The following is a 16,082-nucleotide window of genomic DNA, read 5'->3' as shown; positions in this document are numbered from 1 at the left end:
AGCAGCTACTCCTCGTCGTCATCCACGTCCGGCGCACTGCCGTTGCGGATCAGGTACAGCGCGCCGTCCAGCTCGTCCGGCTTGATCAGGACATCGCGCGCCTTCGAACCCTCCGACGGCCCGACGATCTCGCGGCTCTCCAGCAGGTCCATGAGCCGGCCGGCCTTCGCGAAGCCGACCCGCAGCTTGCGCTGCAGCATCGAGGTCGAGCCGAACTGCGACGTCACGATCAGCTCCGCGGCCTGCAGCAGGAGGTCGAGATCGTCGCCAATCTCGGCGTCGACCTCCTTCGCCTCGCCGGCCTTCGCCGCCGTGACGCCCTCGGTGTAGGTGGGCTCGGCCTGGTCCTTGGCGAACGCGACGACCGAGGAGATCTCCTCGTCGCTGACGTACGCACCCTGCATGCGGACCGGCTTGCTCGCCCCCATCGGCAGGTAGAGCCCGTCGCCCATGCCGATCAGCTTCTCGGCGCCCGGCTGGTCCAGGATCACCCGCGAGTCGGTCAGCGACGACGTGGCGAACGCCAGCCGGGACGGCACATTGGTCTTGATCAGGCCCGTGACCACGTCGACGGACGGGCGCTGGGTGGCGAGCACCAGGTGGATGCCGGCGGCGCGGGCCTTCTGCGTGATCCGCACGATCGCGTCCTCGACGTCGCGCGGGGCGGTCATCATGAGGTCGGCCAGCTCGTCGACGATGCACAGGATGTAGGGGTAGGGCCGGTACTCCCGCTCGCTGCCGGGCGGCGCGGTGATCTCGCCGGTGCGCACCTTGCGGTTGAAGTCGTCGACGTGGCGGACCTTGTTGACCTGCATGTCCTGGTACCGCTGCTCCATCTCCTCCACCAGCCACGACAGCGCGGACGCCGCCTTCTTCGGCTGGGTGATGATGGGCGTGATCAGGTGCGGGATGCCCTCGTACGGGGTCAGCTCGACCATCTTCGGGTCGATGAGGATCATCCGGACCTCGTCCGGCGTGGCCCGGCTCAACAACGACACGAGCATCGAGTTGACGAAGCTCGACTTGCCGGAGCCGGTGGACCCGGCGACGAGCAGGTGCGGCGTCTTCGCGAGGTTCGCCACCAGGAAGTGGCCCTCGATGTCCTTGCCCAGCCCGATACCCAGCGGGTGGGTCTCGTTGCGCGCGTTGCCGCTGCGCAGCACGTCGCCGAGCCGAACCATCTCTCGGTCGCTGTTGGGCACCTCGATACCGACGGCCGACTTGCCGGGGATCGGCGCGAGCAGCCGGACGTTGTCCGTCGCCACCGCGTAGGAGATGTTGCGCTGCAGCTGGGTGATCTTCTCGACCTTCACGGCCGGGCCGAGCTCGATCTCGTATCGGGTGACGGTCGGACCCCGGGTGAAGCCCGTGACCTGCGCGTCGACGTTGAACTGCTCCAGGACGCCGCTGATCGCCTCGATGATCTGGTCGTTGGCGGCGCTGCGGGTGCGCGGCGGTGGACCCGTGGGCAACAGGTCGCTCGGCGGCAGCACGTAGGTCGTGTCGCCTGCGGGCTCGCGCATCGCGAGACGCAGCTGCTCGCCGACACCGTCGCCACCCGTCTCGGCCGGCGGGGTGGCCTGCACCGGCGGAGCGGGGCGGCGGGGCTTCGCGGGCGGCTCGTCGACCGCGGCCGGGGGCGCGGCGGGTGGCGCCGGAGGTTCGGCCGCGTCGGGGGACGGCTCGACGAAGGACCCCTGCCTGCGCCGGGACGGCCGGCGGCGGGCCGGCTCGGCGGCGGGCTCGTCGGACGCGGCCTCGTCGGCGAGGTCGTCGTCGGCCGGGTCGTGCTCGTCGTCTTCGTCGTCGAGCGCGCGGCCCGACAACCGGCGCAGCAGATCGGGGACCTCGCGCAGCGGCGTGTCGATGAGCAGCAGGAACGCGTACGCCGACAGGAGCAGCAGTACGGGGACGGCGACCCAGACGGTGAGCCCCGTCGCCAGCGGGATCGCCGCGAGATAGCCGACGGCGCCGCCGCCCTCGTGCCAGCGCTCGGGCTCGGTCGGCAGGCCCACACCGATGTGCACCAGGCCGAGCGTGCCGAGCGCGAGGAGCGCCGAGCCGACCACCAGCCGCGGACGGGCCTCGGGGTGGGCCTCGGTGGTCATGAGCACCACACCGACGACGAACAGCAGCACGGGGGCCACCTGGGCGCCGATCCCGACGATCGCGGCGAGAGCGCTGGAGAGCGTCTGCCCGACCGGCCCGCCCGCGCCCGCCCACACGCCTGCGCCGACCACGACGGCCAGCACGAGGACCAGCACGCCCAGACCACCACGGCGGTGGACGGGGTCGATCTCCCGGGTGCGGCCGATCCCGCGGCCCATGCCGCGCCCGGCCCGCGCGACCCCCCGGCCGACGCCGTCGATCGCGCGGTCGAGCAGGTCCGGGTTGCGCCGGGTACGACGTGCGGGGGTGCGCCGGGCCGCGGGCTTGCGGGCGGCGGGCTTGCGGGGCGTGCCCCGCGTCGTCGCGCCCGCGCGGGACCCCGAGGAGCGGCCGCCGGTTGTCGCGCGTCCTGCCATGCCGTGCAGGCTATCGGGCGTCGGTTGCCTGCCCGGGTTCCGACGCACCTCCCGGCACGGGAGCGGGCTCGGCAGACCGTTGAGCGGGGATCACCGGGACCGGTGGCGCCTCGGTCGACGGCGGTGGTGCGGCTGCTGCGGGGGCGCTGACCTGCAGCCGGCGCCGGCTGCGGCCCGCGAGGGCGGCCAGACCGACGAGCAGGAGCGCGGCGACACCGGCGCCGACCCCGGGAGCCACCGCACGGGAGCCCGACACCGCGACGACACCGATCACCGCCATCGCCACGGCACCTACGGTCGCCGCGAGCACGCAGCGGGTCAGCACCGCGGCACCCCGGGCCGCGCCCGACGGTCGCCGGGAGAGCGCGCCGGCTCGCGCGACGACGAGCAGCCCGGCGGCCAGCAGTGCGGCGCCGGCGGCGCCGAGCCCCAGCCCGAGCGCGGTCCCGGCGCCCGCCGATCGGCCGGCGAGGACCGCGACCAGCAGACCGACGAGCACGAGGGCGGCCACCACCGCGGCCGTCGCCCCGAGCACCAGACGGACCGCGCGCCGGCTGCCCGAGATCACGGCAGGGGCGGCGGTCACGGCGTTCCCGCAGGTCGGCACATGGCGAGACGGTAACAGTGCGGACACGGCTCGGTCGGCTCCCACGCGCGTGGTGGGCGCGCTGGATCGATCCCGCGCGCCCGCCCGCAGCTCAGAGCGCGATGACGTTGGGGATGATCATCGGCCGGCGGCGGTAGGTCTCCCCCACCCACCGACCCACGACGCGGCGCACGGCCTGCGCGACCCGGTGCGTGTCCGTGATGCCTTCGGCCTCCGTCCGCGACAGCTCCATCTCCACCAGCGGCAGCACGGCGTCGAGCGCCTTGGGGTCGTCCGAGAAGCCGCGGCCCGCGATCGTCGGGCGCGACACCGCCCGGCCCGTCGCCGAGTCGATCGCCACCGTGATCTGCACGAACCCGCCCTCGCCGAGCACCAGGCGGTCGCTCAGCGTGCTTTCACCGATGTCGCCGACCGACAGGCCGTCGACGTACACCCGGCCCACCTCGACCCGCCCCGTGATCGCGGCGCGGCCGTCGACCAGGTCGACCACCACCCCGTCCTCGGCGAGCACCACGCACTCCTCGGGGACACCCGTCTGCACCGCGAGGGCGGCGTTGGCCCGGATGTGGCGCCACTCGCCGTGCACGGGCATGACGTTGCTCGGCCGCACCGCGTTGTAGAGGAACAGCAGCTCGCCCGCCGGGGCGTGCCCCGAGACGTGCACCTTGGCGTTGCCCTGGTGCACGACCGCGGCGCCGAGCCGGGTCAGGCCGTTGATCACCGTGAAGACCGCGGTCTCGTTGCCCGGGATCAGCGAGCTGGCCAGGATGACGGTGTCCTCCGGTCGGATCCGGACGGTCCGGTGGTCGCCGCGGGCCATGCGCGACAGCGCGGAGAGCGGCTCGCCCTGCGAGCCGGTCGACACGAGGACCAGCTCGTCGTCCGGGAGGGCCATCGCGTCGTCGAGTTCGACGAGCAGGCCCTCCGGCACGTTCAGGAAACCGAGGTCGGCGGCGATGCCCATGTTGCGCACCATCGACCGCCCGACCAGGCAGACCCGGCGCCCGTGCTTGGCCGCGGCGTCGAACACCTGCTGCACGCGGTGCACGTGGCTGGCGAAGCACGCCACGATGATCCGCGACGGGGACCGGGTGAACACGTTCTCGATCACCGGGCCGATCTCGCGCTCGGCGGTGACGAAGCCGGGGACGTCAGCGTTCGTGGAGTCGACGAGGAACAGGTCGACGCCCTCGTCGCCCAGGCGGGAGAACCCGGCGAGGTCCGTCAGCCGCCCGTCGAGCGGCAGCTGGTCCAGCTTGATGTCGCCGGTGTGCAGCACGAGCCCGGCCGGCGTCCGGATCGCGACGGCCAGGGCGTCCGGGATCGAGTGGTTCACCGCGAAGTACTCGCAGTCCCACACGCCGTGGCGCAGCCGCGCACCCTCGGCGACCTCCAGCAGGTGCGGGGTGAGCCGGTGCTCCTTGCACTTCTCCGCGACCAGCGCGAGCGTGAACCGCGAGCCCACGATCGTGAGGTCCGGACGCTGACGCAGCAGGAACGGCACCGCGCCGATGTGGTCTTCGTGGCCGTGGGTGAGGACCAACGCGTCGATGTCGCCGAGCCGCTCCTCGATCGCCCGGAAGTCGGGGAGGATCAGGTCGACACCCGGGGAGTCTTCGGCCGGGAAGAGCACGCCGCAGTCGACGACGAGCAGCCGGCCCTCGTACTCGAAGACCGTCATGTTGCGCCCGACCTCGCCGATGCCGCCGAGAGCGACGACGCGCAGGGCGCCCGCGGGCAGGTCCGGCGGCGGCCCGGTGGGCAGTTCGGAGGGGTTGACCTCCTCCGGCGGAGCGGGCGAGTACCGGCCCGAATCACGCCGGGGCGGACGGGGACGCCGGTCGCCGCGTGAACGGTCCGACCGGGCTGGTGGGCGGGTCACGACGCCGAGACCCCCGATCCGACACCGACACCGCGCTGGGCGGCCGCGCCGGGTGGGCCCGGAGGATCGCTCGCGATGTTCACCGCCGCCACGTCGTGGGCGCGGGTCAGCGGGACGCCGGCCTCCGCCAGGTCGTCCGCGATCGCCGCGACCTGCTCCGCCGTCGCGGGGGGCAGTGGCAGCCGGGGGTCGCCGACGTCCACACCGCGCAGCCGCAGCGCCGCCTTGCTGAAGATCACACCGCCCACCCTTCCCATCGCTCTGATCACCGGGAACGTCGCCGCGTGCGCCGTGCGGGCCCGGGCGACGTCGCCGGCCTCGTAGGCGTCGAGCAGCACCCGCAGCCGGTCGGCGACCACATGACCGATGACGCTGACGAACCCGACCGCGCCGATCGACAGGAACGGCAGGTTCACGGGGTCGTCGCCGCAGTAGTAGACGAGGTCGGTGGTCGCGATGATCTCGGTCGCCACCCGGAAGTCGCCACGGGCGTCCTTCACCGCCACGATCCGCGGGTGCTCGGCCAGCCGGCGCAGGGTGTCGCCCTCGATCGGGACGATGCTGCGCGGCGGGATGTCGTAGAGCATCACCGGCAGACCCGTGGCGTCGGCGACCGCCGTGAAGTGCAGCAGCAGGCCCTCCTGCGGCGGACGCGAGTAGTAGGGCGTCACCACCAGGAGGCCGTGTGCGCCCGCCTTCTCCGCGTCGCGGGCGAGGTGCACGCTGTGTGCGGTGTCGTAGGTGCCCGCACCGGCCACGACCGTGGCCCGGCCGCCGACGGCGTTCACGACCGCGCGGACCAACTCGGCCTTCTCGGCGTCCGTGGTCGTCGGCCCCTCCCCCGTGGTGCCGTTCACGACCAGGCCGTCGTTGCCGAGATCGACGAGATGAGCGGCCAGCTCCTCGGCACGGGCCAGGTCCAGCCGGCCGTCGGTGTCGAAGGGAGTGACCATGGCCGTCAGCACGCGCCCGAACGGACGGCCGGGCGACCGCAGGCCGGGCGGACTCGAACCGGGGGAACTCATGCCCGTGACGGTACCGTCCGGCACCGACGGCATTCCGCCCCGCGCCCCTCACATTCCGGTGGCCAGCACCGCACTACACCCCGCGCGACGACTCGGTCAGCGCGGCGACGTCGGCGGGCTGTCCGCGCAGCTCGACGCGTACGGCGTCGCGGCCGAAGGCGTGCAGGATGATCTCCCCCGGCTCGCCCTCGACCGTGACCAGCCCACTCCCCGTCTTGACCACGGCCTGCTCACCGGTCGGGCGGCGTACCACCACGCCCACCGGGCTGCGCCGGTACAGGAGCCTGCCCATCCGCGTGAGCGTCTCCCACACGGCGCCGTCGCGGGTCTCGTCCGCCCCGCGCGGCTCCCAGCCGGGCAGGCCGCGCCGGACGTCCTCGTGGTGGATGAACAGCTCGGCACCGTTCATGGCCTCGTCGATCCGCGCGATCCGGGAGGGCGACCACGCCGGCGGACCGGTCCGCAGCTGCTCGACCATGTCCGTCCACGGCGTGTCGCCGTATCCCTGCATCGCGCGCTCCGTGACCGGCGCGAGGAACGGGATCACGATGCCGCCTGCCGCCCACGGCTGCCGCTCCCTGACCAGCAGGTGCGCCAGCAGGTCGCGGGCGGTCCAGCCGTCGCACAGGGTGGGTTGGTCGGGGTCGGTCTTGTCGAGCGTGTCGGACAGGGCTGCTCGTTCGGCGCGGGCCAGGCTCACGTCGTCACCGTATCCAAGCGCGCCGACGGCCGTCCGCCGGCGAGCTCAGCCCCAGGTCGACACCCGATAGTGCAACCCGGTCGACGACTCCTGCCACGCCCCGACGGAGTCCGGCGGGCGCCCGACGTCCGGCGCGTACGTGTCGCCGTCGAAGGACTCCCGGATCTCGGTGACCACGATCCGGTCCGCGAACGGCTGCGCCGCCCGGTACACCGCCGCGCCGCCGATCACCCACACGTCGCCGGACACCGCGGCGAGCGCCTGTGGCAGGTCGGGGAACGTCTCGACGCCCTCCTGCGGCGTCCGCGACAGCACGAGATTGCGCCTGCCCGGCAGCGGCCGGAACCGCGGCGGCAGCGACTCCCACGTGCGACGGCCCATGAGGACGGTCGAGCCGACGGTCAAGGAGCGGAAGTGCTTGAGGTCTTCCGGCAGGTGCCACGGCAGCGTCCCGTCACGGCCGATGACGCCGTTCGCCGACTGGGCCCAGACGAGCCCGATCACACCGCCACCGGTGCCTTGATGCTCGGATGCGGGTCGTAGCCGGCGAGCGTGATGTGCTCGTAGGTGTAGTCGAACAGGCTGTCCGCCGGTTTCAGGCTCAGCGTGGGGAACGGCCGCGCCTCGCGGGCGAGCTGCGTGCGGACCTGGTCCACGTGGTTGTCGTAGATGTGACAGTCACCTCCGGTCCAGACGAAGTCACCGACGCCGAGGCCCACCTGCTCGGCGATCATGTGCGTCAGGAGTGCGTAGCTCGCGATGTTGAACGGCACGCCGAGGAACAGGTCCGCGCTGCGCTGGTACAGCTGGCAGGACAGCAGGCCGTCGGCCACGTAGAACTGGAAGAACGCGTGGCAGGGCGGCAGCGCCATCCGCGGGATGTCGGCGACGTTCCACGCGGACACGATGATCCGCCGCGAGTCGGGGTTCTCGCGCAGCGTGCGCAGCACCTCGTTGATCTGGTCGACGTGCCCGCCGTCCGGGGTCGGCCACGACCGCCACTGCACGCCGTAGATTGGGCCGAGCTCACCGTCCGGCGCCGCCCACTCGTCCCAGATCGTCACGCCGTTCTCCTGCAGCCACGTGACGTTCGACTCGCCGCGCAGGAACCACAGCAGCTCGTACGCGATCGAGCGGAAGTGGACCTTCTTCGTCGTCACGAGCGGGAAACCGTCGCCCAGCCGGTAGCGCAGCTGGTGGCCGAAGACCGAACGCGTGCCCGTGCCGGTGCGGTCGCCCTTGCGGGCGCCCACGTCGAGCACGTGGCGGAGCAGGTCTTCGTACTGCGTGTCCGGCATGCCCGCGAGCCTAAACATCCGTGGTCGTCACGGATGCATCAGCGGCCGCATGACGCTTCTCTTGGACACATGACGACTGCACCCGGCACCTATGCCTTGCGCCTGTCCGACGACGAGCTCGGGCGCTACCGGATGATGGCCGCGATGGCCCGGGCCGACGAGGGCGACCTGTGGACACTCGCCGGGCTGGTCCCCGGCGCACGGGTCGTCGACGTGGGCTGCGGGCCCGGGGCGATGCTGGTGGCGCTGGCCGAGGTCGTCGGGCCGGCCGGGCACATCGTCGGGGTGGACGCCGACCCCGACGCGGTCGGCGCCGCCCGGGCCGCGCTCACCGCCGCCGGACTGGACGGGACGGGCGAGGTGCGCCAGGGCCGTGCGGACGCGACCGGGCTCCCACCCGGGTCGGTGGACACGGCCGTGCTGCGCCACGTGCTCGCCCACAACGGCGGTGCCGAGCAGCGGATCGTCGACCACCTGGCCACGCTCGTCCGGCCTGGCGGCCACGTCTACCTGCTCGACGTGGACATGACCACCGGCACCGCCGGACGCGGGCTGCCCGGGGCCCCGGACCTGCACGACCGCTACCTCCGATGGCACGAGCACCAGGGCAACGACCCGCGCATCGGGCGCCGGTTGGCCGATCTGGGGCGGGCCGCGGGACTGGCCGTCGAGGAGTACCGCGGCTGGACCGTCGGAGGCGAGGCGCCGCGCGGCATGCGGGGCCCGGCGTGGGCGGCGCGCGACGAGCTGGTCCGCGCCGGGTTCGCCACCGCCGCCGACGTCGCCAGGTGGGACGCGGCGTTCGCCGCGCTCGACGCCTCCACGGAGCGTCCGGAACTGACCGTCGACATCTTCGCCGCCGTCTGCCGGCGACCCGCCTGACATCGGCTCGAGGAGGACGTCCATGACCAGCACACCAGCCCGACCGGACGAACCCGCGTGCCGGATCGTCCGCGGCGGAGAGGGCTACGAGGGACGGCAGGGGCTGTCGTACGCCGCCGGGATCTCGGCGGAGTCCGCCGGCGCGCACGGGCTCTGCCTGCACTCGCTGACGATCCCGCCCGGCGGCCGCGCGCAGGCGCACCGGCACGAGTCGCACGAGTCGGCGATCTACACGGTGAGCGGGCACTGCGAGTTCTGGTGGGGCGAGGGCCTCGCGCACCGCGAGGAGGTGGGGCCGGGCGACTTCGTGTACATCCCCGCCGATGTCCCGCACCTGCCGATCAACCGGGGCCCGGAGCCGATGTTCGCCGTGATCGCCCGGACGGACCCGAACGAGCAGGAGAGCGTGGTGCTGATGCCTGAACTCGACGAGGTCCCCGACCGGAGCACGTCGTGACCGGCCCGGACCCCACCGCGGAGCACGTCGAACCGACTGCCCGCCGGATCCGGGTGCGCCTGGGGTCCCGGCTCGTCGCCGACAGCACCCGTGCGCTGCTGATGGTCAGGTACGGGCCGAAGGGCCTGCCGACCTACTTCGTGCCGCGCGACGACGTCGTCGCCGACGCGCTGGTGGACGAGTCGCGCGGTGCCGACGGCGGGTCGACGTGGACGGTGCGCGCCGGGTCCGACCAGGCGGTCGGCGCGGCCTGGACGGATCCGCACCCGAAGCTCGCCGGCCACGTGACGTTCTCCTGGCGCCAGCTCGACTGGTACGAGGAGGACGAGCAGGCGCGGGTGCATGCCCGGAGCCCGTACGGGCGGGTCGACACGCTGCGCAGCTCCCGGCTCGTGGAGATCCGCGTCGGTGGCGAGACCGTCGCCCGCAGCATCCGCCCGCTGCTGCTGTTCGAGACCCACCTGCCCACCCGCTACTACCTGCCGTTCGACGACGTGCGCGCGGAGTTCCTCGAGCCGAGCGACACCGTCACCGAGTGCCCGTACAAGGGGCGGGCGCGGTACTGGTCGATCCGGGTGGGCGGGCAGATCGTGCGCGACGCCGCGTGGAGCTATCCCGACCCGATCCCGGAGAACCCGAAGATCCGCGACCTCGTCTGCTTCTTCACCGAGCGGGTCGATCTCGTCGTCGACGGCGTCGCGCAGCCGCGGACGGTGTCGCCGTGGTCCGACGGGACGGCGGACGCGATGGACCAGGCGGCGGACCGATGAGCGAGCTGGCGAGCGAATCAATGTCCGAATCAGTGTCTCAGCGCCCCGCCGGGCGCCACGTCACGCTGCCCGAACCACTGCAGCCGTTCGGGCTCTACGTCCCCGCGGTCCGCACCGGGAACCTCGTGTTCCTCTCCGGCGCAGGCCCGGTGCGCTCCGACGGGACCCTGGTCACGGGTCGGGTCGGCACCGGCGGGGGCGACCTCTCACCCGCTCTGGCCCGCGACGCCGCCCGGCTCGCCGGCCTGCGGCTCCTCGCCGCGCTGCGCGCCGAGCTCGGCGACCTGGACCGCGTCGAGCGGGTGGTCAAGCTCCTCGGGTTCGTGCGGTGCACCCCGGACTTCGCCGGCCAGCCCGCCGTCGTCGACGGATGCTCGGAGCTGCTCGTCGAGGTCCTGGGCGAGGCCGGCCGCGGGGCGCGGTCGGCGGTCGGGGTGGCCGCGCTGCCGTTCGGCATCCCGGTCGAGATCGAGGCCGTCGTGCAGGTCGGGGAGTGACGACGTGGCGCCGTCGGTCGCCGTCGTCGGCGGCGGCATCGGAGGGCTGACCGCCGCAGTGGCGCTGCTGCGGGCCGGGCTCGACGTCCGGGTGTACGAGCAGGCACGCACGCTGCCGGCGGTCGGTGCGGGAATCCAGCTGGCCCCGAACTGCACACGGATCCTGGGCCGGCTCGGGCTGCTCCCCGCCGTCGCGCGGGTGGCGGTGCGGCCCACCGCCTTCGAGTTCCGGCGGTGGGACGACGGCCGCGTGCTGTCCCGGACGCCGCTGGGCGACTCGGTCGAGACCGCGTACGGGGCGCCCTACCTCCACGCCCACCGCGGTGACCTCGTCGCGCTCCTGGCCGACGCCGTGCCGGCGGATCGTGTGGAGGTCGGGCGGCGCTGCGTCGGTGTCGAGCCGCGCGGGGAGCGGGCGGAGGTCGTGTTCGCCGACGGGTCCCGGACGGCCGCGGACGTGGTGGTCGGCGCCGACGGCATCCATTCGGCCGTCCGGCAGTCGCTGTTCGGTGTCGACCGGCCACGGTTCACCGGTCACGTGGCCTACCGCGGCCTCATCCCGGCCGACCGACTGGCGCACCTGGGCCTGGAGCCCCGCTGCACCGTCCGGCTGGGGCCCGGAGCGCACGTCGTCCACTACTTCGTGAGCGCCGGTCGGCTGGTGAACGTGGTGTGCGTGACCGAGGAGAACGCGTGGCGACGGGAGTCGTGGACCGACCGGGGCGACGTCGCCGAACTCCGCGCGACCTTCCACGGATGGCACCCGGTCGTCCGGGAGATCGTCGGCGCACTCGACGCCCCGCTCAAGTGGGCCCTGTTCGACCGCGACCCGCTGCGGTGCTGGAGTCGCGGACCCGTCGCGCTCCTCGGCGACGCCTGCCATCCCATGCTGCCGTACGGGGCGCAGGGGTACGCGCAGGCCGTGGAGGACGCGGCCGTGCTCGCGGCCTGCCTGGCCGTACGCGCGGTGCGGGACATCCCGGCCGCCTTGGCCCGCTACGCCGCACTGCGTCGCGACCGGGCCGCCCGGGTGCAGGCGATCTCGCGCGGGAACGGTGTGCGGTTCCACCTCCCGGACGGGCCGGAGCAGCAGACGCGGGACGCGGCGATGGCGGCGAGCTTCGGGCTCGCCCCGGAGATCGACTGGCTGTACGGGCACGATTCGTCGGCGAGCCTGAGTGACATCACAGTGGCAGTTGACTGACGTCGTCAGTGACGCCACAGTGGTGTCATGGACATCGGTCGATATGTCGCCCAACTGCGCGACGACCTCACTGCCGCCGCGGCGGCCGGCGACGAGCAGACGCAGCGCACCGCGGCCCTCCTGGGTGCCGCCATCGAGCCCGCTGCCCGTCTGGCCCTGATGAACGCCTTCGCCGACCTCGCCGCGGAGATCACCACCGAGCTGGGCGACCGGACGGTCGAGGTGCGCCTCGACGGCCGCGACATCCGCGTCGCGGTCGGCCCGGAGCACGTCACCGATGCCACGCCTCCACCCCCGCCGCCGCGCGGCCCGGGTATGGACACGGGCGACATCAGCCGGATCACCCTGCGGCTCGTCGAGCAGATCAAGGGGCAGGCCGAGCAGGCGGCGGCCTCACAAGGTGTGTCGCTCAACTCGTGGGTGGCCCAGGCGGTGCAGGGAGCGTTGTCCGGACAGCGCAACCGCGGGCCCCGCGGGCCGTGGGGCGGCCGGCCGGGAGGCGGCGGGCAGGAGGGTCGCGAGTCCGACCGGCCCCACGGTCCGGACGACGGGCGTCACCTGCGCGGTTGGGTCGAGGGCTGAGCCGTGGGCGACATGGAGGATCTGGTGCGACAGGAGAGCCGGACGGTCGCCGGCCCGGCGGACCTGGACGTGGCGGTCGACGTCGGCCGGGTGGAGGTGCACCTCGAGGACGCCGGGACGAACGACGCCGGCGGGGGCGAAACCGGGACGAACGCGCCCGGTGAGCTGGAGATCCGCGTCGAGGTGCGGCACGACCCGGCCGCGGCGGGCGGATGGGCCCAGCGCCTGGGTGAGGTGGCGTCGTGGCTCGGCTCCGTCGGCGCCGCACCCGACACCGATGCCGGCGACGGGCCGGTCTCGGCCGGCGCGGACGCGGTGCGCGCGACCGACATCACCTGGTCCGCGCCCGGCGCAGGCGGTGAGGCGCCGACGCTGACGGTGCGGTCGACGACCGAGCTGCCGTTGCGGATGGTGCCCCTGGTCGTGACGGTCTGGGCGCCCGCCGGATCGCGCGTGACGGCCCGGACGGGAGCCGGCGACGTCGCGGTGGCGGGGCGGGCCGGGCGGGCCACCGTCCGGACCGGCGCGGGCACCGCGACCACCGCGGACGTGGACGGCGACGCCGAGGTCACCACGGGCTCGGGCGACGTCGTGCTGGGCGCGGTCGGAGGGCGGGCCCGGATCCGTACCGGCTCGGGGACCGTCCGCGTGGGCGCCGTCGCCGGGTCGACGGACATCAAGGCCGGCAACGGCGACGTGGCCATCGGCGAGGTGCGCGCGGACGTCGGTGTGCGCACGGGAACCGGTGCGGTCTCCGTGGCCGACGCGCTGGCCGGGCGGATGGATCTCACCACCGGGTCGGGCGGGCTGACGATCGGCGTCCACGCCGGGGTGCTGGCGGAGCTGGACCTGTCGTCGGGGTCCGGGCGCGCCCGCAGCGAGCTGGACGTGCGGCAGACGGCCCCGGCCGGTGAGCCGGTGCTGTGGCTCCGCGGGCGTACCGCGAGCGGCGACGTGCTCGTCACCCGCGCCGCGACGCCGGTCTGAGCCGTACTCAGATCTCCTGGGCGAGCGGGGCGGCGAGGTCGCCCCGCTCGCCGATCACCACCCCGTCGAGCTTCTGCCACGCCGCCATCTCCCGCAGGGCCGTGGCGAGCTCGGCCACGACGCGCGGCCGGTCCGCGGCCGGTACCGACGACTCGACCGGCTCGGCGAAGGCACCCGGCACGCGCAGGACGCCGGCCGCCCGGTCCGCCTTGAGGTCGACCCGGGCGACCAGGGCGTCGTCGAGCAGGAACGGGAAGACGTAGTAGCCGTACTCCCGCTGGGGCTCGGGCACGTAGATCTCGATGCGGTAGCGGAAGCCGAAGATCCGCTCCGTGCGGGCGCGCTCCCAGATCAACGGGTCGAACGGCGACAGCAGCGCCCGCGCCGAGACCCGGCGCGGGATCCGGGCACCGGGCAGCCGGTAGGCGGGATGGCGCCAGCCGCGGACGACGACCGGCTCCAGCGCACCGTCGTCCACCAGTTCCGCGACCGCCCGCTGCGACTGCGCCGGCCCGAGGCGGTAGTAGTCGCGCAGATCCGGCTCCGTCGCCACCCCCAGCGCGCCGGCCGCCTGCAGGACGAGCGTTCGCGCGGAGGTCTCAGGATCCGCCGGGTGCGTGGCGAGCACCTCGGGCGGGAGCACCCGCTCGGGAAGGTCGTAGAGCCGCTGGAAGTGCACGCGCGCCCCGGTGGTCAGCGCGCCGACGCCGAACAGGTACTCGCAGATCCGCTTGACGTCCGACCGCGCCCACCAGCTGGCCCCCTTGGGCCGCACCGCGCCCGCACCCAGCACCGTCTCCAGCGTGCCGGCGCCCACCGGGCCCAGCTCCTTGACCGCGGCCAGCAGCTCGTCGACCAGCCCCGGCTCGCGCGCGGTGAGCGTCTCGTAGTGCCGCCACCAGCCGGCCCGCTTGGCGCCCGAGAGCAGCAGCGGCCAGTCGACGACCGGGAGCAGGCTCGCCTCGTGCGCCCAGTACTCCACCAGCAGCCGGGGCCTGCGGGCCGAGTGCGTCCAGGCGGCGTCGTCGACCAGCCCGGGGTCGTAGGGCCCGAGCCGGCTGTAGACGGGCATGTAGTGGGCGCGGACCGCGACGTTCACGGAGTCGAGCTGCAGGAGCCGGATCCGGTCGAGCAGCCGGGCGAGGTGCCGCCGGGTGACCGGGCCGGACGGCCGCGCGTCCGCGAACCCCTGTGCCGCGAGAGCGGCGCGGCGGGCGGCGGCGGGGCCGATCACGTCGACGGTGTCCACGGCGGTGATGCTGCCATCCCCCACCGACGATTTCGGGTCGCGGACCGCTGCTCAGCGGGCGGCCGACGCGTACCGGGCCGGCGTGGTGCCCAGCATCCGGCGGAAGTCGTTGGTGAAGTGCGCCTGGTCGTGCCAGCCGAGCCGGATCGACAGCTCGGCGAGGTTCACCGCGGGGTCACGCTCCAGCTCGACGGCGGCCTCCTGCAGGCGGAACCGGGCGAGCACCCACTTCGCCGACACCCCGACCCTCGTCCGGAAGTGCCGCTGCAGGGTTCGCGGGCTCCAGCCGACCAGCTCGGGCAGCTGCTCGACGCGGACCAGGCCGGGATCGTCCCGCATCCGGTCGATCAGGTCGCGCAGGCGCAGGTAGTCGGCGTCCGGCTCGGGCGCGGGCCGCTCGAGCAGCTCCCGTAGAACGGCCTGACGCGCGGCGGTGTCGTCGGCGGTGAGTCCGGGGTGGTCGAGCACCGCCTCGCCGAGCCCGTCCAGCCCCAGCGGGCCCAGCACCGGGCCCGCGGCGACGACACGATCGGTCACCCGGGACGCGTCGAGGCCCGACCAGGCTGCCCACCCGCCGGGGTGGAACTTGATCCCCGACGCCCAGCCGGCCCCCTCCAGGGTGATGTGGAAGGTCCGGGTCACCACCCCGTGCAGGAGCGTTGCAGGCAGCGGATGACCGTGGCGCAGCTCCCCCGGCACTCCCGACTCGACGGTCAGGTTGACCGACGGGAACGGGATCGTCCGGCTGCTCCGCGGCGGCCCCCCGCGGCGGTCCCACCGGACCTCCCAGAGGTGCTGGGCGAACGGCTGCAGGACCGGGCCGACCTCGCCGCGGACGAGGTCGAAGAGGTCGCCGGTGGCTCCGCGGTGGACGATGCCCCGTTCGACCGCCGAGGATGGCGCGGAAGTCCAAGACGCCATGGACGAAGGATAGGCAGGGTGGCGGCATGGATGTCGCTCCCGTCCCTCCCGGCTACACCAGCCTCACCCCGTTCCTGGTCGTCGACGGCGCCCGTGCCGCGATCGAGTTCTACACCTCCGTGTTCGGGGCGGAGGTCGTCGACGTGATGGACGGCCCCGACGGCACCGTCGCGCACGCCGAGCTCGACTTCGGCAACGGCCGCCTGCAGCTGTCGGACCCGAACCCGAAGTTCGACCTCGTCGCCGCACCCGGCGGCACGGCCGTCAGCCACTCGATCTGCCTGTACTGCGACGACGTCGACGCCGTCGTGGCGCGCGCAAAGGAACAGGGCGCCCTGATCCGCGAGGAGGTGTCGACCTTCGTCACCGGCGACCGGTTCGGCTCCGTCGTCGACCCGTTCGGTCAGCGGTGGTCGGTGATGACGCGGGTGGAGGACGTCAGCAAGGAGGAGGCCGACCGGCGGCTCGCCGCATGGGCGAGCGAGAACCTCTGACG

General features: G+C 73.8%; 17 protein-coding genes. 8 read left to right on the top strand and 9 right to left on the bottom strand.

Annotated features, from left to right (window positions below; genetic code table 11):
* Nucleotides 1–5: 5 nt before the first annotated feature.
* The 7 genes from RM445_RS16070 to RM445_RS16040 form a co-directional block, all read right to left on the bottom strand.
* Nucleotides 6–2,525: a DNA translocase FtsK gene (locus RM445_RS16070; protein ID WP_311557159.1), complete on the bottom strand. Its 2,520-nt coding sequence runs from the start codon at nt 2,523–2,525 to the stop codon at nt 6–8.
* A gap of 10 nt (nt 2,526–2,535) precedes the next feature.
* Nucleotides 2,536–3,132 carry a hypothetical protein gene (locus RM445_RS16065; RefSeq protein ID WP_311557158.1) on the bottom strand — a complete coding sequence of 199 codons (597 nt, stop codon included), beginning with the start codon at nt 3,130–3,132 and terminating at the stop codon, nt 2,536–2,538.
* Nucleotides 3,133–3,223: 91 nt separating this feature from the next.
* Entirely contained in the window at nt 3,224–4,897 is a 1,674-nt protein-coding gene (locus RM445_RS16060; RefSeq protein WP_311557205.1) for a ribonuclease J, read from the bottom strand.
* 113 nt (nt 4,898–5,010) lie between these two features.
* Nucleotides 5,011–6,039, bottom strand: coding sequence for a 4-hydroxy-tetrahydrodipicolinate synthase (gene dapA, locus RM445_RS16055; RefSeq protein ID WP_311557156.1), 1,029 nt, complete (start codon nt 6,037–6,039; stop codon nt 5,011–5,013).
* 73 nt (nt 6,040–6,112) lie between these two features.
* Nucleotides 6,113–6,739, bottom strand: coding sequence for a TIGR03085 family metal-binding protein (locus RM445_RS16050; protein ID WP_311557154.1), 627 nt, complete (start codon nt 6,737–6,739; stop codon nt 6,113–6,115).
* A 45-nt stretch (nt 6,740–6,784) separates the two neighbouring features.
* Nucleotides 6,785–7,243: a dihydrofolate reductase gene (locus tag RM445_RS16045; protein ID WP_311557153.1), complete on the bottom strand. Its 459-nt coding sequence runs from the start codon at nt 7,241–7,243 to the stop codon at nt 6,785–6,787.
* Nucleotides 7,240–8,037, bottom strand: coding sequence for a thymidylate synthase (locus RM445_RS16040; RefSeq protein WP_311557152.1), 798 nt, complete (start codon nt 8,035–8,037; stop codon nt 7,240–7,242). The genes RM445_RS16045 and RM445_RS16040 overlap by 4 nt, the downstream gene beginning before the upstream one ends.
* A 69-nt stretch (nt 8,038–8,106) precedes the next feature.
* Between RM445_RS16040 and RM445_RS16035 the strand changes: the two genes are divergently transcribed.
* The 7 genes from RM445_RS16035 to RM445_RS16005 are packed head-to-tail and all read left to right on the top strand — an operon-like array spanning nt 8,107 to nt 13,416.
* Entirely contained in the window at nt 8,107–8,919 is an 813-nt protein-coding gene (locus RM445_RS16035; RefSeq protein ID WP_311557151.1) for a methyltransferase domain-containing protein, read from the top strand.
* Between the two features lie 22 nt (nt 8,920–8,941).
* Nucleotides 8,942–9,376 carry a cupin domain-containing protein gene (locus RM445_RS16030; protein WP_311557150.1) on the top strand — a complete coding sequence of 145 codons (435 nt, stop codon included), beginning with the start codon at nt 8,942–8,944 and terminating at the stop codon, nt 9,374–9,376.
* Nucleotides 9,373–10,146: a DUF427 domain-containing protein gene (locus tag RM445_RS16025; RefSeq protein ID WP_311557148.1), complete on the top strand. Its 774-nt coding sequence runs from the start codon at nt 9,373–9,375 to the stop codon at nt 10,144–10,146. Before RM445_RS16030 ends, RM445_RS16025 begins: the two co-directional genes overlap by 4 nt.
* A gap of 32 nt (nt 10,147–10,178) precedes the next feature.
* Nucleotides 10,179–10,643, top strand: a complete 465-nt coding sequence (locus RM445_RS16020) for a RidA family protein (RefSeq protein WP_311557146.1) — start codon at nt 10,179–10,181, stop codon at nt 10,641–10,643.
* A 4-nt stretch (nt 10,644–10,647) separates the two neighbouring features.
* Nucleotides 10,648–11,847: an FAD-dependent monooxygenase gene (locus RM445_RS16015; RefSeq protein ID WP_311557144.1), complete on the top strand. Its 1,200-nt coding sequence runs from the start codon at nt 10,648–10,650 to the stop codon at nt 11,845–11,847.
* Between the two features lie 27 nt (nt 11,848–11,874).
* The gene (locus tag RM445_RS16010; RefSeq protein ID WP_311557143.1) at nt 11,875–12,429 is read left to right on the top strand and encodes a toxin-antitoxin system HicB family antitoxin; all 555 of its coding nucleotides are present in this window, start codon (nt 11,875–11,877) and stop codon (nt 12,427–12,429) included.
* A gap of 24 nt (nt 12,430–12,453) precedes the next feature.
* A complete protein-coding gene (locus tag RM445_RS16005) occupies nt 12,454–13,416 on the top strand; it encodes a DUF4097 family beta strand repeat-containing protein (RefSeq protein ID WP_311557142.1) in 963 nt (320 codons plus the stop codon).
* Between the two features lie 7 nt (nt 13,417–13,423).
* On the opposite strand, the gene RM445_RS16000 is transcribed toward RM445_RS16005, so the two are convergent.
* Nucleotides 13,424–14,689 carry a winged helix-turn-helix domain-containing protein gene (locus RM445_RS16000; RefSeq protein WP_397469320.1) on the bottom strand — a complete coding sequence of 422 codons (1,266 nt, stop codon included), beginning with the start codon at nt 14,687–14,689 and terminating at the stop codon, nt 13,424–13,426.
* Between the two features lie 27 nt (nt 14,690–14,716).
* Nucleotides 14,717–15,586: an AraC family transcriptional regulator gene (locus tag RM445_RS15995; RefSeq protein ID WP_311557139.1), complete on the bottom strand. Its 870-nt coding sequence runs from the start codon at nt 15,584–15,586 to the stop codon at nt 14,717–14,719.
* Nucleotides 15,587–15,612: 26 nt separating this feature from the next.
* Between RM445_RS15995 and RM445_RS15990 the strand changes: the two genes are divergently transcribed.
* Nucleotides 15,613–16,080, top strand: coding sequence for a VOC family protein (locus RM445_RS15990; RefSeq protein ID WP_311557138.1), 468 nt, complete (start codon nt 15,613–15,615; stop codon nt 16,078–16,080).
* Nucleotides 16,081–16,082 lie beyond the last annotated feature (2 nt).

It is taken from the genome of Pseudonocardia charpentierae (genome assembly GCF_031845345.1).
In the GTDB taxonomy this organism is placed as follows: domain Bacteria; phylum Actinomycetota; class Actinomycetes; order Mycobacteriales; family Pseudonocardiaceae; genus Pseudonocardia; species Pseudonocardia charpentierae.
Note: the sequence above shows the minus strand (reverse complement) of the source record. Positions and strands in the feature narration are given on the sequence as shown.